Consider the following 20,599-nt stretch of genomic DNA (forward strand, 5'->3'; position numbering starts at 1 on the left):
TAGTATTAGTTTTAAGAAATTTTACATCTTATCTATTCGTTTTGTACATAGTGACTTATTATAAAAATTTTCTATGTTTATCTTTTTAATGTTAATTTGAAAATAATAAGGATTAAGACCGGGTGTTTCATAGGATTAAAAATAAATTGATTATGAAATTAAATATTCACTGTCTTTTAAATTGGATATAATGTAAAAGTAACAACCAGCTGTGAAGAAACATGCGGCAACCCAACAGATAGGACTGGCGCAGCAAATACCCCAATATCCCCAGGAGTTAGCAAGGAGATAAGCGGCGCCACCGCGAAGACTGAGTTCGATGATACTGCTTGTGAGCGGGACGGCTGATATTCCCATACCCTGAACAGCATTGCGATAGACAAAAATTTGTCCCAGGAAAAAATAAAACGGAACACTCATGGTGATATAGAGCCAGGCCTGCTGCAACAAAATTTCATCGTGCTCGCTAGTAAAAATACTTAATATGTCCTGGCCGCCCAGATACATAGTCGTTGCTGCCAGCCCACAGAAAGCCAGTGATACGAGCGAACACTGCCGCACTCCCTGACGAATACGGTTATATTTCCTGGCACCATAATTCTGGGCAGAATACACGGCCATTGCAATACCGAAAGAAACCATGGGCTGTAATGCCAACTGTTCTATCCGTGTAGCGGAGACAAAGCCGGCAATCGTCTCTGAACCGAATGTATTGCAGACCGACTGAATAATGATGATTCCGAGTGAGATAATGAGGAATTGGGCTGCCATGGGAATACCGATGCGCAAATGCTGAAGTGCGAAAGCTCTATCCCAGTGCCAGTCCCTGCGCTGGAGATGCAGCATGGGAAAGTGGTGGTGCATATATATCAGGCACAATACAGTAGAAGCGGCCTGCGCCAGGACAAGAGCAATTGCCGAACCGGGGATACCCCAGCCGAAACAGGCAATAAATAAAACTGCCAGTACTACATTCAGCAATGAGGAAAAGATGAGAAAATATAATGGGGTACGACTGTCCCCCAGAGCCCGGCAGGCACAGGAAAGAAGATTATAAAACATCATGGCTAGAAGACCATATGATATGATTATGATATACTGATATGAGTCATCGTACAATTCATGCGAAATGTTCATGAGTTGCAGGAACCAGGGCATGCAGAGGCAGGCAATCAGCATGAGAATGACTGTCATGCCGAGAGAAAGTATGATTGACATTGAAAATGAACGGCGGACTCCATCGAAATCACCGGCGCCGAACCGTTGTCCCATTAGTACAGTAAAGCCCGATGCCATTCCGATAGTAAGGCCAAGAAGAGCCATAAACAAGGGGGCCACCGCTCCAACGGCAGCCAGAGCGTGAACGCCTATGAAACGTCCAACGATGATGATATCTGCAATATTATAAAATTGTTGAAAAATATTTCCAATCAAAAGGGGACCCGTAAAAGCCAGAATCAGCTTTATAGGGTTCCCTTCGGTCATGTTATGTATCATGTAACAATGTGACTCCTTTATTTATGTGGAGAAGAAAGTATAAATTCACTGAGTTGGATAAAGCCTGGTACGAGTGAATCGAGATCCAGATTTTCATATACGGAATGGGCACGGCGGCCTATGCAGGTACCAAATGAAATAGCCGGAATACCCAGACTCAGTGGAATATTTGCATCCGTACTGGCCGACTGAAAGGTAGTTGTCAGCCCGTGAGCAGAACGGATACGGGCCAGGCGCTGACACATGTCCGAATTTTCTGCTCCGTCATTACAAGGCCGTTCGCCGAGGAATGCTTCCGTAATCTGAATTTTAGGATCCCGTGCCGCATCGAGCAACTCGTGAAATTTTTGATCTATCCGTTGAAGTTCTTCTTTGGATTCTGAACGCAGATCAATTGTGAAAGACACATGTTCGGCGATGGAATTTACCGTCGAGCCGCCCTGGATAGTGCCGACATTATATGTCGTTTTAGGATTGACCGGTACATCCAGGTTATAGAGATTCCAGATGATGCCGGAAGCAATGGCAATGGCATTATCGTTGCCAAAGTTTCCCCAACTGTGCCCGCCTTCCGCTTGTATATCAATCTGATACCGGCGGGAACCGACGGCCAGATTGATGAATGAATCACTGTTACAATCAATAGCGACCATTTCACTGACTTCATGAGCATGGTCTGTCATGAACTGGCGGATACCTTTGAGGTTTCCCAGCCCTTCTTCTCCTACATTGAACAGGAAGAAAGCACCTGCCGGCAGTTCGATATGAAGCGATAAGATCATTTCTACAAAGAAGAGGAGACTGGCTACATTGGCGCTGTTATCACCACAAGACGGCGCCGCAAATATATTTCCTTCGATTTTCGGCTTGATAGAAGATACTTGATTAAATACTGTATCGATATGAGCTCCATAAACGGGATGTTTTGTTTTCTTCGTAATCTGACAAGGCCAGATTACATTGCCGGCACTATCTATATAAGATTCTGATGCTCCCAGTTTATGAAGATAGGTCAAAATCCAATTGGCTTTGGCCTGTTCTGAACCTGTCGGTGACGGCAGACTGCAGATTGTTGTCAATAGTTCTATGAGATGGCGTTCATTTGTTCTGGCAAAACGGTCTATCTGTTGTGTGACAGATGTATTCATTAAGATTCCCCCTTTTGGCTATCATACCATGCTTATTATACACCACGGATGGGGAATGGTATATGGATATATTTCGCAATTTCATATTGCGAAAACAACTAAAAATATTATGTTTATATATGAAAATATATAATCAATTAAAAAATAATACGTTTAACCTATTGACAATTTAAATTTAACGGTGTATTATTCAAGCATACCTAAACAAATTCAAAGACAGGAAGATGCAATGGCGCATAGTACTATGTGTCATTGCTCTTTTTTTTAGGTAACCTGCTGATCTGGTGCATACAGACCGACATGTGTTGTATTTAGGGGGGATTATTATGGGGAAGTACATCTTAAAACGAGTGCTTATTTCTATCCCGGTCTTGTTTCTCATATCCATCGGTGCATTTGTCCTGGTTCATCTGACACCGGGGGATCCGGCCGACATGTATATTTCACCGGATATGACGGCAGCCCAGGTGGAGATGACACGAGCCGCTCTGGGACTGGACAGGCCCTTATTTATCCAGTATGTAGACTGGATGGCTAATTTCCTGACTGGGAATATGGGATTTTCCTTTGCAGACCGCCAGCCTGTACTGGATATCATTTCCCAGCGCCTCGGACCGACACTGCTTCTCATGAGTATCAGCCTGATTGTAGCTTATGCGACGGCTATTCCTTTAGGGATCATAGCTGCCCTTCATAAAAACTCGAAACTGGACCGGGCTATCATCGGCTGGACATTCTTCAATGTTTCCTTTCCGCCGTTCTTCCTGGGACTGGCTTTGATTTACATCTTTGCTGTTGAACTGGATCTGCTCCCGACGGGCGGCATGGAAGTCCTCGGGATGGAAAATGATGGCATTGACCTGGCGGAACATCTGGTTCTTCCCGTCATCGTTATGGCGTCGCAGTTTTCTGCAAATATGATCCGGTACGTACGGGCCAGCGTCCTGGAGGTGCTGGGTCAGAATTATATCCGCACAGCCTTGGCAAAAGGACTTAAGTGGCGTCAGATTTTACGGTTCCATGTACTGCGCAACTCTCTGATACCTATCGTTACGGTCATTGGGACCGACCTGCCGAAAGTTATTGGCGGCGCAGTCATCACCGAACAGATTTTTCAGTGGCCCGGTATTGGATCACTTACCGTAGCAGCCATTAATTCCCGGGACTATCCCGTACTCATGGCAATTGTTATTTTGTCGGCAATCGCCGTTCTCATTGCGAATCTGACCGTTGATATTGCCTATGCGGCTATCGATCCGCGTATCAAGTATAGTAAATAGGGGATTTGAAAAGGGGGGACAGGAATGGAAGCAAATAAATTTGTTTTGGTACATCAAAACAGTATCGGTGCTTCATTCGGACTGAATGCCCTGAGTGGCAAAAAAGAAAAGGAAAAAGAAGAAGTTCCTGAATCTTGGGGGAAAATCACATGGCGCCGGTTCTGTAAAAACAAGGTGGCTGTATGGAGCCTGGTTCTCTTTGGAGCGATTATCCTGATGGCCATCCTGGCACCACTAATCTCGCCATTTGATCCGGTACAGACGACGGGAGCTTTCGATGAAGGCCCGTCAGCTGCTCATCTGCTGGGGACAGACGATGTCGGACGTGATGTACTGAGCCGCCTCATATATGGTTCACAGGTTTCATTGATTGTTGGCATCGGGTCGGTTGTCATCTATGCGGCAATCGGTATTACACTGGGATTACTTTCTGGATACTTTGGTGGAATGATAGATAGTCTGATCATGCGCATTACCGAAGTGTTCATGGCCTATCCTCAATTTATGATTATTCTGGTCATCGTCAGTCTGATTGGTCCGAATATGATGACTGTCATGCTGGTCATGGGCTTTATGGGATGGCCGCCTATCTGCCGTCTGGTGCGCGGTGAAGTCCTCAGCATCAAGACCCAGGATTATATCTCGGCTGCTATTGTTACAGGCTATTCGCCTTTTACGATTGTTTTTAAACATATTCTGCCAAATGTTCTTTCTCCGATTCTGGTCAATTGCACATTCGGTATTGCCAATGCCATCCTGACCGAAGCATCATTGAGTTTCCTGGGAATGGGCGTGCAACCACCGGCAGCCAGCTGGGGCAATATGTTGACCAGTGCCCAGTCTATTATGATTTTATCAGCTGAACCGTGGCGCTGGATTCCACCGGGAATTGCGATTCTCATTGCAGTACTGACGATTAACTTCCTCGGTGATGGTCTGAATGAAGCCATAGACGGCGATTCTAAATAAGTAAAGAGGGGACAGGATCGCTGACTATATATTTTAAGAAAAGAGGGGTTATTATGGGCTTATTATCATGGATACGCAAAAGAAGAGGTCTGGCATTAGCTGTTTGTCTGGCACTGAGTGTTACCATGCTGGCAGGTTGCGGCGGAGGCAGCAAAGGTGGCGGAGGATCTGCCGGCAAAAAAGAAGCACTGACGATCGGTATGTTTAATGCACCCGATTCGTTTAACCCGCTGTTCAATCCTGGCATTGCCGGTCAGTTTACAATCCGTTTTATGTATGATACGCTCCTGGGCATGCCGGAAATCAACAAGTTTACACCGCAGCTGGCTAACAGCATTGATACGACGGATAATCAGAACTTTACCATTAAACTGAATGAAAAGGCAAAATGGACAGATGGCAAACCCGTCACGGCAGATGATGTTGTCTTTACGTTCAACCTCATTGCCAATCCGAAAGTGGAAACGACTAAAGGAAGCTATATCAACATGCTGGAAGGGACAGACAGTGTAGGCAAGAGACCGGACGGTACTCCCATTCCGGATCTGGTGGCTGTCGATGAACATACGGTTACATTCCGTACGAAGAAACCGGTAGATCCGAATTACCTGAAGAGCATGCTGGGCTTTGAAGTCTATATCGTTCCCAAACATGTCTTTGAAAAAATCGATCCGGCAAACATCTCCAATTCAGATGCTGTTACCAAACCGACTGTTACCAGCGGCACGTATAAATTCGTTTCCTATAAGACGAATGATCATGTTGAGCTGGCAGCAAACGAAGATTATTACAAGGGTTCTCCTAAGCTGAAAAAGGTATTCATCCGCATCATGAATGGGACCAACCTCGTGACAGAATTAAAATCCGGTAACGTGCAGCTGGCCGCTTCGGGTGGTATTGGTTCTGTACCGGTTAAGGATCTGGATGTCCTGAAGAAAGACAGCAAACTGATTGTCAAGGCTGTTCCTTCACTGAACACGCAGTATCTGGAAGTCAATAACAGCAATCCGGCATTCAATGTTAAGTTCCGCCGTGCCGTTACGATGGCTATCGACCGTCAGAAAATCTGTGATGAACTGTACAAGGGCACAGCACAGATTGTACCAACTGTTTACACAAAAGTCAGCCCTGTATATGATGAAAGCGTAAAACCGCTGCCATATGATCCGGAAGCCGCTAAGAAAGAACTGGCAGAATCGGGCTTCGATACATCGAAAGAAATTACACTCCAGGTACCGATTGGAAATGTATTGCGTGAACAATCAGCAGATTTGATCCAGCAGAATCTGCAGGCTATCGGTCTCAATGTTAAACAGCAGAAACTGGATTTCCCGACCGTTCTTGGTAATGCCAAGAAAGGCGATTATGAAATGATGCTTCTGGGCTATGGCCTTACGCCGGATCCGGATTACAGCAACTACTTCGTACCAGGCGGCAGCAATAACTTCTGCCATGCTGATGATCCGAAACTGACGGAGATGATGAACAACGCGGCATCTTTACCTGATGCGGAAGCACGCAAAGCAGCTTACAAAGAAATTCAGGCATATATGCGCGATAATCAGTTCGTTACCAGCTTGTACGAAACCGATCAGATTAACGTACAGAGCAAAAATCTCGTCGGTGGAATTAAGGATTTCTGGGAAGGTTCTCTGGATGACCTCTATCAGTGGCATTTTGAATAAACGGGCGCCGTAATTGCAGATTGACACAGCGTGCTCCGTAAAGGTTATACATCCTGCGTCTGCTGCTGGTGCTGCAGACGCAGCGGTGTATGAGAAAGGATGAACAGCAATGACAACAGATACAATATTAAAAGTAAACAATTTACATGTATCGTTTCGGACGCTGGACGGCATCGTAGACGCTGTGCGCGGTGTTACCTTTAATCTGAAACGTGGTGAAACATTGGCAATTGTCGGTGAATCCGGCTCTGGTAAATCGGTCTCTATGAAGGCAATCAACCGGGTGCTGCCGCGAAAGAATACCATATTTGGCAAAGAAGGTGAAATCATTTACGAGGGGAAAAATCTCCTTACTTTACCAGAAGAAGAAATGGAATCGGTTCGCGGCCGTAAAATAGCCATGATATTTCAGGACCCTATGACATCTCTCAATCCGACTATGACCGTGGGGCGGCAGATTGCTGAATCCATCCTGACTCATGAAGATATTTCGAAGGCAGACGCCATGAAAGAAGCCATAAAGCTTATGGGTCTTGTTGGAATCCGCAATCCTGAAGAAAGCAGCCGGAACTATCCCCATCAGTTTTCCGGTGGCATGCGTCAGCGTGTCATGATTGCCTTGTCCCTGGCGTGTAAACCCGATATTCTGATTGCAGATGAACCGACGACGGCACTGGATGTTACCATCCAGTCACAGATCCTGGATTTAATTGATGATTTAAAAGTAAAACTGAATATGTCCGTCATCTTTATTACCCATGATTTAGGTGTCGTAGCCCATGTAGCAGACCGGGTCGCCGTCATGTATGCCGGTAAAATCATTGAAATCGGCACGGCAGAAGAGATATTCTATAATCCTCAGCATCCGTATACGTGGGGACTCATTTGTTCCATGCCGACGCTGGATACAACGGATGATCATCTCTACAGTATCCCGGGAGCACCGCCTAACATGCTGCACATGCCGAAAGGAGACGCCTTTGCTCCTCGTAACGCCTATGCACTGGCTATTGATTACGAAAAAGAACCTCCGTTCTTCAAAGTCAGTGATACTCATTATGCGGCGACATGGCTGCTTCATCCACAGGCTCCATCAGTTACACCTCCGGCAGAAATTGTACGGCGGCAGCAGATTTTTAATTCTTTCATGAAACAGGAAGATGGGGGGAATGATTATGCATATCGTCACGCCGGCAGCGGCGCTCGCTGATGAAAAACCGATTTTATCAGTACGGAACTTACATAAAATATATAATGAAGGCAAGAAGAATGAAGTTCGTGCTGTAGATGATATTTCCTTTTCTATTTATCCCGGTGAAACCTTTGGTCTTGTCGGAGAATCAGGCAGCGGCAAATCTACGACAGGCCGCACGGTCATTAAACTGGAAGAACTGACATCCGGGACTGTCATGTATAAAGGAAAAGACATTACTAAAATCCGTAGCAGCTCTGAAATGATGGCATTCCGTAAATCAATGCAGATGATTTTCCAGGATCCCTTTGCTTCTCTCAATCCCCGTATTCCCATAAAAAATATTATAGGGGATGCGCTCCGGGTACATCATATCTGCAAAACCGATAAAGAAGTTCACAATAAGGTAAATGAAATGCTGGATATTGTAGGGATTAACCGTTCCTATGCCAACCGGTATCCAACGGAATTTTCCGGAGGCCAGTGCCAGCGTATCGGTATTGCCCGGGCTTTGTGCGTACAGCCGGATTTTATTATTGCCGATGAATGTTTGTCTGCACTGGATGTATCGATACAGGCTCAGATTGTCAATCTGCTGATCAATCTTCGTAAAGAACGGAAAATGACCTATTTATTTATTGCTCATGATCTCGCTATGGTTAAATATATCAGTGACCGTATTGGTGTCATGAAAAATGGCAAGCTTCTTGAACTGGCACCGGCAGATGAATTGTATCGTCACCCTATTCATCCGTATACGATTTCGCTTCTTTCTGCTTCACCGCTCACGGATTTACAGCAGGAACGCAAACGTCATCGTATTGATTATGACCCATCTGTCCAGGAATATGCGCCGGAAGTGAAGGCGGCCATGTATGAAATCACGCCGGGTCATTTCGTATATTGTTCATACGATGAAATCAATACATATAAACAAGCCGCTTGTTAAGGTATAAAATAGCATATATTGGGTAACCAGGGCATTGCATACTGGATTTGACCGTATGCAATGCCCTGGTTTGTCATACGTGCCGTATGATGAGAAAAACGGTCCTCTCGGGCCTTTTTTTGGTTTATTAAAATGTGATGAGAATATCATTAAAAACATCTGAGATTATGAGATGAAAATTAAAATATCATAAGAAGTAGATTAAAATCGACACATGCAGGAGATTGCGTGCTATGCTGAGAAAAGAACGGGAAGAAAGGAAGGAAAGGAAATGTCTGAATGGACTTATCATAGTGGGATGCCTGTACAGCCGTTTGTCAATACAATGCTGACACAGGCTGTACAGATGGGCGCAAGTGATATACATATTGAGCCGATGGATAAACAAGTGCGGGTCCGTTTTCGTATCGATGGCATACTTCAGACCGTAGGACATCTGGAAACAACACTTCTTCCCCAGGTTTCAGCACGCATCAAAGTCATGAGCCATATGGACATTGCCAATACGCGCCTGCCGATGGATGGGCGGTGTGTCTGGAAAGGAAATCATCATATTTTGGATGTACGGGTCAGCACAATGCCCACCGTGCGGGGAGAAAAAATTGTTCTTCGCCTGTTTACGGATCATCAGCCATTTTGTCTGGATGAACTAATCCCATATATGCCGTCGAGACAGCTTTTGCGGCAAATTGTCCATGGCAGTCAGGGTTTATTTCTCATTTGCGGCCCGACAGGGAGCGGTAAAACGACGACGTTATATGCATTGCTCCGGGAACTGGATAGTCCTGAAATAAGCATTGCTACGCTGGAAGACCCGGTGGAACTCCGGGTCGATGGATTTTGCCAGAGCCAGATTCATGAAAAAGGCGGGTTGGCTTTTCAAAACGGCCTTCGCGCATTGTTGCGCCAGGACCCGGATATACTGGTTATTGGAGAAATCAGGGATGCAGAGACGGCTGGCATTGCGCTGCAGGCAGCTCTGACAGGACATCGCGTTTTTAGTACGCTCCATACGGCACGGGCCGTCGATGTACCGCTGCGCCTGCTGGATATGGGACTGGAACCGTTCCTGGTAGCTGAAGCACTATCCGGTATGGCATCTCAACGGCTGGCGAGATATCGTACAAAAGACGGGTATCATGGCCGTTTCTGCCTGTGCGAAGTTGTCCATTCCGGCGCTGCTCTGAGGCAGGCTGTACAGAAACGAAGCGAAAGAAAAAAACTATTGGAAGCCGCTTCACAGGATCAGGCTGTTTTTATGAAAGAATGCATCAGCCATGCTCTCCGGGAAGGGCTGACAGATAAACCGGAAATCTGCCGTGTCTATGATGAGGGGGAAGACGATGACTATTAATGACGTAATTGCGATGGCTATCATAAAAAAGGCAACGGATATACACCTACAGGAGGGCCATCCGGTAATGTTGCGCATTGGGATGGAACTTACCTCTTTACAGAACTGGTTTGTTACAAAAGAGGAACTCCGGTGCTGGCTGCTGGCCCAGGGCTGGAACAATAGGACTGGTGATTCCCTGTCTGCCGAATGGGACGAAAAGGTGCGGCTCCGGATACAGCTTTGTCAGGCATACGGGGGATTTTATGCAGACATCCGCATATTATATCCTTTATCATCACTGCCAGCGGACGGGGATGAAAAATTACTGCAAAGACTGGCTTGCTGTTCTGATGGACTCATCCTGATCTGCGGGCCGACAGGATGTGGGAAGACGACTGCCTTGTGGCGGATGATCCAATATCTGAATGACCATAAAAAATATCATATCATTACTTTGGAAGATCCCATTGAAATCATTTTGGAAGAAGGTGGTTCTCTCATTACCCAGCGGGAATTGCACTGTCATTTTACCAGTTTTTCCCAGGCTGTCTGTCAGGCGCTGCGTCAGGATCCGGATGTAATCCTTATTGGAGAAATGCGTGATCAGGAGACTATGGATGCCGCACTGACTGCGGCTGAGACTGGCCACCTTGTGCTTTCTACGCTCCATACCCGGTCTGCTGCTCAGGCGATAACCCGTTTTGTCGGAGCCTATCCGGGAAGCCGGCAGGAGGAAATCCGCTACCGTCTGTCCCAGGTTTTACAGGCTATACTGGCCCAGCAGCGATTATGCCGCCAGCAGGATACCTGTATAGTGAGAGAAGTTTTGTTGCGGACCCACGCCGTATCCCAGCTGATCCGGACTGGCCGGGAGCATCAGCTCCCCTCGCTTATGCAGATGGGAGCCGCTATGGGAATGCGTACAATGGAACAGGCTTGTCAGGGCAGAATATGATGAAACAGATACATTATAAGGTGACGGCCAGACATTCTTCAGGCAGTGTTGTGACACGCTTTTTACATGCCCCCTCCAGAAATGCTGTATACAAGATGATGAAACAAGGACAGTGGCAGGTTCTTCACATCGAAGAAATACCGCAACAACATGTAACATTGCCGTGGCGTATCCGAAAGATGAAATCACGGGAACTGGGATCATTTTTTAAAGAACTGGCAGAGATGACTAAGGCGGGTATCCCTTTTTTGGATAGCTGGCGCCTGCTGGTAAGACCATTACCACGAGGAAAGAAAAAAGATGCGTTGATAAAGATAGGAGATGACATAGAAAATGGCTCCAGACCATCTGTTGCTTTGGAATCATCCCGGCTTTTTCCAAAAATGACCTGCTGCTTGTTGAAGGCCGGTGAGCATTCGGGAAATATGGAATCTGTTTTATCTATTTTAGGAAATTATTATCAGGATACAGATTGTCAAAGACAGCAGCTGATACAAGCTATGATATATCCGGGATTTCTTCTTGCAGGTACTATCCTGCTCCTTGCAGGAGCTGTTTTTTATATCCTGCCCGTTTTTGCAACCATGTTTGCATCCATGAATGTACCATTACCCGTTTTGACGAGAGGCCTTATTGGCATGAAGAATTTATGCTGCTATCATGGATTGTCTTTACTGGGCATATTTCTATTGCTGGCTGCAGTCGGAGTATATGGGTATAAAAAAAGGCAGGCCCGATTGTATATTACGGCCTGTATAATGCGGATTCCCCTGTGGAGACGGATGTATCTGGCGTGGTGCTGGCAGCGTTTCAGCCGGATCATGGCTATGCAGCTTGCCAGCGGCATTCCCGTACTTTCTGCCATACAGGATGCTGCAAATGCCACTAACGAGATCTGGTTCCAAAAGAAAATGGAATACTGCAGCAGCTGGGTGCGGTCCGGTCATTCGTTTCTGGAAGCGATACAGCATGAAAACATAGCCACTCCCTTTTTGGAAGCTATGATTCTTGTAGGGGAGAGCACGGGTAATTATGATACGGCATTTTCGCGGATTGCTTCATATTATGACTGGCAGATTTCCCGCTGGTCCCAGCGGATATGCCAGTTACTGGAACCGTTGACTATGGCTTTTATGGGACTGATGATTGGTTTGGTCGTTTTGGCTTTACTGCTACCGCTCCTGGATGCGGCAGCGGCTATTATATGAGTTACTGAGAGGAGTGTTGATTATGTATTCTATGGCAAAAAAATGGCGGCATCCCGTTCGCAACGGTTTTTCCCTTCTGGAGATGCTGATTGTAGTTTCTATTATACTGGTTATTGCAACGATGGCTGTTCCTAAATTCAGCTCAGCCGGCGATAAAGCCAATAAAGCGAAAATACAGGCTGACCTGAGAACCATCAGCAATGCGGCTGCCGTGTATCAGTTTGATACAGGCGCGTATCCTGATACGGTCGAGACGCTGGCTGAAAAAGAATATCTTGAATTTGTTCCGAAACCGCCTACAGGAGCTGAAAAGTACAGCATTGCCGATGGAGTAGTACGGGTCACCCTTAATGGAGTTACCTATACATCGAGAAATCCAGAAGGTACAAATAATGAGTAATAAGAACGTATTACATGGAAAAGGGACATGGTGATAGTGATGATAGACAGTCTTGATCTGTGTTCTTTCCCGGTGATTTGTTGGTTGGGGATCGTGGCAGGTTGTTCATTGCTGATTGTCTATACGGATATACGTTATTATTGGATTCCCGACAGGATTGTTCTGGTCATGGCAGCAGGCAATGGAGCCGCCTGCCTGTTTCGGCTGGTGCAGCCAGACTGGATTCTCAGTCTGGCCTGCCTGGCCGGGTTAGGAATAGCGGCTTTCGTCCTGCCTGGCAGTATTGGCTGGGGAGATATTAAATTAATCGGAGCTCTTTCTCTGGGCAGTTCAGGTATGGTGTTGTACAGCACTCTCTGTGTTGCTTTTGGTACGGCATTGGCTGGTGCTGTCATGTATTGGATTGTATATCGCGAAAAAGTCATCCCCTTTGCCCCGTTTCTCATAAGTGGTTGGTGGTTGTCTTTCTTTTTTGCAGGAGAATGGATTGCATGGGCCGGGTTACTGATGTGAAGCAAAATGGTGGATTTTTGTTACTTGAATTATGTCTGGTTGTGTCGATCATACTTATTCTTATCAGCGCATCGGCCGTTCCAGCAGGGAATTATGTAGAAAATCAGCACCTCGATGGATTGATACGGGAAATGGCATGGGACCTGGCCTCGGTTCGTCAGCATGCTGTGGGCAATAATAGCGGTGACCCGGCCTGGCGGCTTTCGGTGCGACAGAAGGAGTATGTTGTGTTGGAAGGAACCAGGATTGTAAAACGACGGGCTTATGAGAACGGCATAAAATTACGCAGCTCATCATACCGGAAAGATTTTTATTTTGATGAACAGGGCAGGCCTAAAGGAAATCAGATGGTAGTTATATTACAAGGAAGGGGAGGCCATGAAAAGAAAATCATTGTTGCTGCCCAGACCGGGCGCATCCGGATGGTATAGCAGAGGTTTCCTGCTGCTGGATAGTATGGCTGCCGTTTTCTTTGTGGTGACCTTAATTGTGCCATCCGTTTTTATGATGCAGGAGACGATGCGTATATATGCCCGGTCATGTACGTGGCAGCAGGAAGCCAGCATAGCCAGAAATGAAATGGAATATCAGAAAATTAAAAGAAATGGAATGGAAGATAGGACATACTGGATACGGGGAAAGCCATATTACGTACATTGTGCGAAGTCCATGTGGCATTCCGGATGTGTGAAATACGATGTGGAGGTACGGGCAGATGGAGAAAAACCTTTTCACTGCATGCGTCTTGGACGGGAGAATATGCCATAGGAAGAATGGATTTATACTGCTGGAGATGGTGTTGGCGTCCTCTTTAACAGCCTTGATTGTACTGGCGATGCTTCCGGCAGCGGTACAGTCTGTCCGCATGTATGAATATAGTTGTTCCTGGCAGGAAACGGCTTTGCAGGGAATACACCTGGAAGATACGCTGACCGTATCACTGGCTTCAGCTTCTTCTCTGCGCGTGACTGATTCATCTGTACGATTTCTTACGGACAAGAACCTGCGCAGCGGCTTTTTGATACGACAGGGAGTCATATATAAATGTCTTGATGATGGTACTGTCCAGCCTGTAACCGGAACGGGAGAAACAGGACGGAACAAGATTATCGTGGAACCGTTGGAACCGGGATGCCCCTTTTTTTCCCAGGAAGATGGATGTGTCCGCGCAGCGATGAATCTCAAACATGAAGCAGGATGTACCTGGCGGTGTGATTTATGGATATATCCTGGAACCGGAATTACTCATGAAACGTCGTAATGGTTTTATTATGCTTTTTGCGCTGTGGACAGGGTTGATCATCTTCAGTTTTTCTTTGGCTGCAGCTGTATTGGCGCATCAATATGAAAAACAAATAGAAATGTACAGATATTCCATCGAAGCCGTATATCTGGCAGAGAGTGCATTGCTTATGGGACAGTTACAGTGCGAGAGTGAAGGAGAATCGGATCTCCCGGAAAAATGGGAGCAGGAGTTTTCCGAACTAGCTGAAAAATCAGGCCCGGGTAGAAAAATAAAAGTAGTACGCACACTGAAGCAGACTGGACAAGGAGACGTGACAGGGACATTACGTGGAATTGCCTGTGTCGGGCCGGATGGTGTACAACGGACGCGGGCACTTTCTTTTAATGCGATATATGATGCTTCCTGTCAGAGATGGACATTCACTTTTTATGATTATAGGATATAAGAGGTACTGATATATGGGAAAATGGGTACGAAAGGAAGCTGTGTTCTGGCTTTCTCCGCATGCAATACATATTATCAAAAAAGAGTATGACTGGCTGAGGCGGTGCCGGATGGTTCTGGGAGATACTTATGAGGACATTCCTGATAGGAGATGGTTGGAAAAAAGAGATAACCTTCAATCTGTTTTGCAGCGTATCCTGGACGTATATGACCTTTATGGCTGGTCTTTATCTTTCGTATTAAGCGGACCTCAGGTTTTATGGAAGATTTGTGAACTGCCGGCAGAAAACAATGAAGAAGGAAGAGAAGCGGCTCTCTGGGCAGAACCATTGGCTGGAAAAGAATCGGATTACGCTTTTGATATCTGCCGCATAAGTAAAAAAGATGGGCAGGATATGTATCAGTGGATTCTGGGGGCCTATTCCCGGTTTAGTGTGGAAATATGTTATAAAACTGCCCATGATGCGGGACTTCTTATTAAAAATATAATGCTGCTTCCCGCTCTTATCAGCAATCAATATGCCGGTACAGACGGTACATTGTTTCTGCAGGAGAATAAAGATCTGCATATCATGGAAATAAAGAATGGCATAGTGGTGTCTTATGCATTTCAGCAAGGAGCTATCAAATCAGCTGATTGTACAGAGTGGTTTCATATGACTGTGAAGGAATCAGCTACGCAAAACTTGTGCCAGCCAGTATGGAAGAAAAAAACGGAACAATTTCAGCGTAAATGGCATATTCAAGGCCCTTCGTTCTTATTAGGAACTATATAGATGAAAATTGAAATTAATTTATTGCCCGAATCGGAAAAAGCCTGTGACAGAAGGAAGACTGTTTTGTATAGAATCCTTCTTTTTTCTGCTATTGCCGGGATTCTGGCTGCCTGGATAATGAGTTTTCTGTATATTTATGAAATTCAGACGATGAAACAAAGATTCGAACAGTCTTTGCAACCGGTACAGTCGGAAATACAGGCCCACAATATAAAGATGAAAAAAAGAAAGGAAATAGTACAACTATTGCAGTATAAAGGAGAGTCGTATTGGCCGGCTATGCTGGTTTGCCTGGCCGATACTAAGCCGGCAGACATAACAGTAAAAAAAATTGCGGCAGAACGGGATAATTTGCAGATAGAAATTTCCAGCCGGCAACAGTCTGCTTTGCAGGAGTGGAAAGAAAAACTGCAGAAATCGCCGTGGGTTTCCAAAGCATATATACGAAAATGGCAAAAGAAAGGAAGAGAAAATACTGCAGAACTGCATATTGTATTACATCATGAAGATAAACCCGTGTCTCAAAAAGATGAATAACCAGAAAATAAAGAAGATAGTTACCGGAGTGCTCTGGGTCATTCTTCTGTTATCGGGATGGTTCAGTTTTACGTTATGTCATACGCGCGATGAATGGCATAGAGCCATACAGTCACTGGAAGAAAATGGTATGCGCTTGTCTGCTATGCCAACCATTAATACAGATATATTTCTGTCGGACCGTGAAGTTTCGCTATGGGAAGCGACTGCCAGAGAAACACAGATGCAGCTTTTATCTATTCAGGAGGAGAGCAATGCATTAGGGCGATATCGGATAGAATTACACGGGTCTTTTCACAATCTCATATATTTTATGAATCATCTGTCGATGAATCATCCACTGTGCCATATAGAGGTACAATGCATAGAACCGATAGAAAAAGGGCTATATATACGAATGATGCTAACGGAAAGAGCAGATACACGTAAAATAAAAACATGATGCAGGGACCGTATGTGTTATTTATATACCGATGCCCGTATCGACGAGGTATTCCTTAATCAATTCAAAAAAAGCCTTTAATGCCGGAGAAATCCATTTGTTTGTTTTGTGGATCATCAATGTTTTGATATGGTAATCTGGCCCGCTCCAAGGCAGACGTACGAGTGTTTGTGTCTGGAATTCATCCTGAACAGCCATGGCAGGCATGTAAGTGATTCCTAAATTACTGGCAACGAGCTTTTTTATGGCAAATATGCTCTCTACTTCCAGTACCTGGGCTGGCAGAACATGGTACTGGGCAAGAGTGTTTTCAAAAGCCGTGCGGTAACTGCATCCTTTTTCTGCCAAAATTAGTGTCTGGCCGGAAAGGTCGCTGATTTGTACCGTATTTCGTAACGCAAAAGGGTGCTGTGGAGCAGCCAGAAGATACATCGGTTCATCAAATAAAATCCGGACGGTGCATGAAGCATCCTGTATATTCTGTCCCAGAAGAAAGGCGACATCAATACGGCCTTCACGAAGTGCCTGATAAAGAAGGTCCCAGGAACCGAACTGCAGGCGCAAATCGACGTGGGGGTAGCGGATATGAAACTCTTTTAGCACGCTGGTAAGTCTCGTAATGCCGACAGATTCCATTGTACCAATAGTGACAGTTCCGCTCAGGCTGGTTTCGTTGACAATGCTTTCCCGGGCAGTTTGGGTGAGTTCTAGTATCTGTTCGGCATAGGGGAGCAGTTTTTGTCCCTGATCTGTCAATATAATGTGGTGTGGAAGCCGTTCAAAAAGGTGGGTTCCCAGTTCCTGTTCAAGCTGCTGGATTTGTCCGGTAATCGTAGACTGGGCATAGCCTGTTTTCCGTGCTGCTTTTGAGAAACTGCCCAGGTGGGCGATGGTAGTAAACGTTTTTAATTGGCGTAATTCCATTCCACTTCCTCCTCTGCACATTCGGAATTTCCGATACATTTGTTCACATATTTCAATTTTACGGATGGACTATTTAGTGATAGTATAATACATGAAAAGAGGAAAAAAAAGACCGGTCTTTACAGAAGGGAAGAAACATTTGTATCCTGATACAGGAGAAAGGAGGAACCTGCCATGACTATTCAGATGACACAAAAAATGCTTGCTCTGACCGGTATTCTGTTAATACTCTTTATGATTATCAGTAATTTATGACAATGTACATTGCCCGCTCATATATTAGCCCAAATATATGATATCTCCCACAAACAACGGCAGGAACCGCATCGAAGCGGTTCCTGTTGTTGTTTGTGGAAAGATGTGTCTGACATAATGGATGTTTAGATGAAGGAATATAGGGAAAGTACAGGATTGGAATGACTGGCAATCATGACGGATGAAAGTGTATGACTGCGGTTATGGACTTTTTTCTTAAGAACTGTTAAGATAAACAGCATCAGCTTTAAGCGCATTACATTTGTTTACAGGCGGAGGAAATATGCATTATGATGATACAAAAAGCAATCCTGCATATTCTGGACTTTAACACGAATATGTGTATTTTGTCACAGAAAGACCTTGATTTTTCCAGCGATGTCGTGTACGAATATGTAGATAAACGGATTGAACGACTACTGAAAGATGCCGGACAGCAGACAGGTATTTTTTATGCTACCAGTTCATTCCATCATGTATTACAGCAGCTTCAGATGGAAGAAATAACCTTTGATGATGCGGCAGCAGTTATTGCAAAAAAAACGTATGATATACTGTCTCATTGTGATGAAATGGAGTCGACGGATCTTCTCGTCGTCGATTTTACTGACGATGATGGCGTGCGGACACTGGCTGTGCTGATGCTGGAAAACAAAACGGCATATACTCATCAGGTACTGGATGAGGAAGGAAATGTGTACAATAAACTTATTAAGCATTATGCTATTTTACCGGGGACCAGCCAGAAAATAGAAGCCTATGCCTTAATACGGTTTGATGACTTTTCTATCCGTTTTATCGATAAGAAGCGAAAATGCAATGGGGAGGATATTTATATATTACCCGACCGGCTTTTACAGTGTACATCACAGATATCTGGCAGAGATGCTGTAAAAATAATCAATAAAATAGCTGCTGAAGTAGCAGAAGACCATGGCGGCAGCAGTGTTGAAGCATTATCTAAAGCAAAGAATTACCTGGCAGATCATGCAGAAACATCCGATTCCTTGTCACCAAAAGAATTGGGTTCTGCTGTCTTTTCAGATAACAAAGAAATGCAAAGTCAGTTTGAAGAGAAAATACAAGAAGCACAACTGCCCGATAATATTTCTGTTCAACAGGATTTTGCCCGGAAAACTGGAAAAACTCATAAAATAAAGACAGATACAGGAATAGAAATCACTTTTCCATCGGAATATATTGATAATTCTGACTATATACAATTCATCAATAATCCCGACGGTACTTTATCTATTGAATTAAAAAATATTGCCAAGATTGTAAATAAATAAAAAACAGTCCATATCCAGCTGCATAAACTGGGTATGGGCTGTTTCCTTATGGGGATACTGTCAGGAATTAACTGGCCAGGACACTGTAAAATGTATACAGACAGACGAAATAAAGCATGCAAAAAATAAGACGGCGGAATAATCGGGGCGATACATGTTTCAGGAGTTTTTGTCCCAGTAGAATTCCCAGAACCAGTGCCGGTATCATATACACCGACTCATATACGGCAGGTGTAAAATCGATGCCATTAGCGATGAAAAAGGATATAGAGATGAACCCGCTCACAAAGAAAAAGAGAACACTTGTACCGCGCAGTTGCTGAGGCGTAAAATCTGCATAGGCAAAATACATAATCAGAGGTGGACCGGCCATCCCTGTTGTGACTCCGGAAAGGCCGGAAAGAAAGCCTGTCAGAATATCATTACGCTGACACTGACGGAAATGGTAGTGTGAAAACTGCATAGCCAGCAAAGAAATAAAAATGACGGATCCTACGAGAATTTTTAACTGGATGCTGGAAAAATGATGATAAATGAGCAGTCCCGGAGGCTGGGCAAGCATATATCCAATAATAATAACGGCAACAACTCGTGTGCGGGCTTCCCGGAATACAAAAGGAAGCTGCACAATATTTGTGCACATGGCTACGACAAACATGATGAGTACGGTCAGTTTGGGGTCATAAAAAATCATTAATAAGGGGGCTGCAATAATGACCAGGCCAAAACCGGTAATGGCCTGCATGAGGGCCGCCAGAAATATGACAAACGCTGGCATCAAATGGGCCGTTATAAGAGAGAGATCCAATAAATCACTTCCTTTTCCGGAGTAGTTCTATAACAATGGTAGCATAGCAGAAACAAAGTATCAATGTAAAAAAGACTGCCTATGAATTTTCATCATACGCAGTCTTTGATATAAAAGGATAGTCAATCGTGATAGAGCTTATTGATCCGAACCCCTAAAAACGCAGCCAGGACAGCTTTGGCAATATCTCCGGGAATGAATGGGAATACGGCCATAACACAAGCCTGCCAGAATGTTACCTGCAGTACCAGCATCATGGAAATGACGCCACCTAAATAGGTAATAGGGATTCCTACGGTGATGGCTGCAAGAGAATAACGGACAAAGGAGTTATTACGGCCTTTTAAAAGACTGACAATGGGATAGGCAATAGCAAAGGCGATGATGAATCCACCCGTTGGACCGAATAATCTGCCGAAACCGACTGTTCCGCCAACAAATACGGGTAGACCAGCGCTTCCCAGAAGAATCCAGACGAGCATGACAATAAGTGTTTGTTTCGGCTTTAATATGAATGCAGTCAGATTCATGACTACTGTGAGAGCCGTAATCATCGCAGTAGTAAAAGGCAGGGGAATGGAAATATAAGCAGAAACGCAGCACAAAGCTACGCAGATAGACATTTTGGTTACCGTGCGAATGGAATAATCCGCATGTAAAACTGCTTCACGAGTTGTCATAATGAATCACCTTTCTGTCATGTAAAATGGATACAGACAGCATTATAGCGCCTTTTTATAAAA

At 44.9% G+C, this 20,599-nt stretch carries 21 protein-coding genes; 16 read left to right on the plus strand and 5 right to left on the minus strand.

Going from position 1 to position 20,599, the window contains the following annotated elements; genetic code table 11:
- Positions 1–150: 150 nt before the first annotated feature.
- Together ACGTIC_RS05655 and ACGTIC_RS05660 are read right to left on the minus strand one after the other, a co-directional pair.
- Positions 151–1,497, minus strand: coding sequence for an MATE family efflux transporter (locus ACGTIC_RS05655; protein WP_113854999.1), 1,347 nt, complete (start codon positions 1,495–1,497; stop codon positions 151–153).
- A 17-nt stretch (positions 1,498–1,514) separates the two neighbouring features.
- Positions 1,515–2,645 (minus strand): M20/M25/M40 family metallo-hydrolase, encoded by a 1,131-nt coding sequence (locus ACGTIC_RS05660; RefSeq protein ID WP_113854998.1) that lies wholly within the window; start codon positions 2,643–2,645, stop codon positions 1,515–1,517.
- 326 nt (positions 2,646–2,971) lie between these two features.
- Between ACGTIC_RS05660 and ACGTIC_RS05665 the strand changes: the two genes are divergently transcribed.
- From ACGTIC_RS05665 to ACGTIC_RS05735, 15 genes are all read left to right on the plus strand, one after another.
- Positions 2,972–3,925, plus strand: coding sequence for an ABC transporter permease (locus ACGTIC_RS05665; protein ID WP_113854997.1), 954 nt, complete (start codon positions 2,972–2,974; stop codon positions 3,923–3,925).
- A gap of 24 nt (positions 3,926–3,949) precedes the next feature.
- Positions 3,950–4,894, plus strand: a complete 945-nt coding sequence (opp4C, locus tag ACGTIC_RS05670) for an oligopeptide ABC transporter permease (protein WP_075582109.1) — start codon at positions 3,950–3,952, stop codon at positions 4,892–4,894.
- 53 nt (positions 4,895–4,947) lie between these two features.
- Complete coding sequence (locus ACGTIC_RS05675; RefSeq protein WP_257536585.1) at positions 4,948–6,579, plus strand: peptide ABC transporter substrate-binding protein; 1,632 nt, start codon at positions 4,948–4,950, stop codon at positions 6,577–6,579.
- Between the two features lie 109 nt (positions 6,580–6,688).
- On the plus strand, positions 6,689–7,789 hold the full coding sequence (locus tag ACGTIC_RS05680; RefSeq protein ID WP_113854995.1) for an ABC transporter ATP-binding protein: 1,101 nt from the start codon (positions 6,689–6,691) through the stop codon (positions 7,787–7,789).
- Complete coding sequence (locus ACGTIC_RS05685) at positions 7,749–8,720, plus strand: ATP-binding cassette domain-containing protein (protein ID WP_292017991.1); 972 nt, start codon at positions 7,749–7,751, stop codon at positions 8,718–8,720. The genes ACGTIC_RS05680 and ACGTIC_RS05685 overlap by 41 nt, the downstream gene beginning before the upstream one ends.
- Before the next feature lie 271 nt (positions 8,721–8,991).
- Positions 8,992–10,074 carry a GspE/PulE family protein gene (locus ACGTIC_RS05690; RefSeq protein WP_257536584.1) on the plus strand — a complete coding sequence of 361 codons (1,083 nt, stop codon included), beginning with the start codon at positions 8,992–8,994 and terminating at the stop codon, positions 10,072–10,074.
- 67 nt (positions 10,075–10,141) lie between these two features.
- The gene (locus tag ACGTIC_RS05695; RefSeq protein WP_236699681.1) at positions 10,142–11,011 is read left to right on the plus strand and encodes a type IV pilus twitching motility protein PilT; all 870 of its coding nucleotides are present in this window, start codon (positions 10,142–10,144) and stop codon (positions 11,009–11,011) included.
- Positions 11,012–11,106: 95 nt separating this feature from the next.
- Positions 11,107–12,219: a type II secretion system F family protein gene (locus ACGTIC_RS05700; protein WP_162816181.1), complete on the plus strand. Its 1,113-nt coding sequence runs from the start codon at positions 11,107–11,109 to the stop codon at positions 12,217–12,219.
- Between the two features lie 22 nt (positions 12,220–12,241).
- Complete coding sequence (locus ACGTIC_RS05705; protein ID WP_257536583.1) at positions 12,242–12,619, plus strand: competence type IV pilus major pilin ComGC; 378 nt, start codon at positions 12,242–12,244, stop codon at positions 12,617–12,619.
- A gap of 39 nt (positions 12,620–12,658) precedes the next feature.
- Complete coding sequence (locus ACGTIC_RS05710) at positions 12,659–13,132, plus strand: prepilin peptidase (protein WP_070807766.1); 474 nt, start codon at positions 12,659–12,661, stop codon at positions 13,130–13,132.
- Entirely contained in the window at positions 13,111–13,563 is a 453-nt protein-coding gene (locus ACGTIC_RS05715; protein WP_059076950.1) for a Tfp pilus assembly protein FimT/FimU, read from the plus strand. The genes ACGTIC_RS05710 and ACGTIC_RS05715 overlap by 22 nt, the downstream gene beginning before the upstream one ends.
- Positions 13,564–13,931: 368 nt before the next feature.
- Positions 13,932–14,393 (plus strand): hypothetical protein, encoded by a 462-nt coding sequence (locus ACGTIC_RS05720; RefSeq protein ID WP_141700301.1) that lies wholly within the window; start codon positions 13,932–13,934, stop codon positions 14,391–14,393.
- Positions 14,380–14,823, plus strand: a complete 444-nt coding sequence (locus ACGTIC_RS05725; RefSeq protein ID WP_075582116.1) for a hypothetical protein — start codon at positions 14,380–14,382, stop codon at positions 14,821–14,823. The genes ACGTIC_RS05720 and ACGTIC_RS05725 overlap by 14 nt, the downstream gene beginning before the upstream one ends.
- Positions 14,824–14,836: 13 nt before the next feature.
- On the plus strand, positions 14,837–15,598 hold the full coding sequence (locus tag ACGTIC_RS05730; protein ID WP_113854992.1) for a hypothetical protein: 762 nt from the start codon (positions 14,837–14,839) through the stop codon (positions 15,596–15,598).
- Entirely contained in the window at positions 15,599–16,135 is a 537-nt protein-coding gene (locus ACGTIC_RS05735) for a PilN domain-containing protein (RefSeq protein WP_113854991.1), read from the plus strand.
- 463 nt (positions 16,136–16,598) lie between these two features.
- Here the strand turns inward: ACGTIC_RS05735 and ACGTIC_RS05740 are convergent, their stop codons facing one another.
- Positions 16,599–17,501 carry a LysR family transcriptional regulator gene (locus ACGTIC_RS05740; protein WP_162816180.1) on the minus strand — a complete coding sequence of 301 codons (903 nt, stop codon included), beginning with the start codon at positions 17,499–17,501 and terminating at the stop codon, positions 16,599–16,601.
- 545 nt (positions 17,502–18,046) lie between these two features.
- On the opposite strand from ACGTIC_RS05740, the gene ACGTIC_RS05745 reads away from it, so the two are divergent.
- Positions 18,047–19,048 carry a nucleoid-associated protein gene (locus ACGTIC_RS05745; protein WP_113854988.1) on the plus strand — a complete coding sequence of 334 codons (1,002 nt, stop codon included), beginning with the start codon at positions 18,047–18,049 and terminating at the stop codon, positions 19,046–19,048.
- Positions 19,049–19,115: 67 nt separating this feature from the next.
- Here ACGTIC_RS05745 and ACGTIC_RS05750 read toward each other — a convergent pair whose 3' ends face one another.
- Together ACGTIC_RS05750 and ACGTIC_RS05755 are read right to left on the minus strand one after the other, a co-directional pair.
- Positions 19,116–19,856, minus strand: coding sequence for a sulfite exporter TauE/SafE family protein (locus ACGTIC_RS05750; RefSeq protein ID WP_113854987.1), 741 nt, complete (start codon positions 19,854–19,856; stop codon positions 19,116–19,118).
- Positions 19,857–19,978: 122 nt separating this feature from the next.
- Positions 19,979–20,536, minus strand: a complete 558-nt coding sequence (locus tag ACGTIC_RS05755; RefSeq protein WP_113854986.1) for a biotin transporter BioY — start codon at positions 20,534–20,536, stop codon at positions 19,979–19,981.
- Between the last annotated feature and the right edge of the window lie 63 nt (positions 20,537–20,599).

The organism is Megasphaera hexanoica (genome assembly GCF_043520715.1).
Classification (GTDB): Bacteria; Bacillota; Negativicutes; order Veillonellales; family Megasphaeraceae; genus Megasphaera; species Megasphaera hexanoica.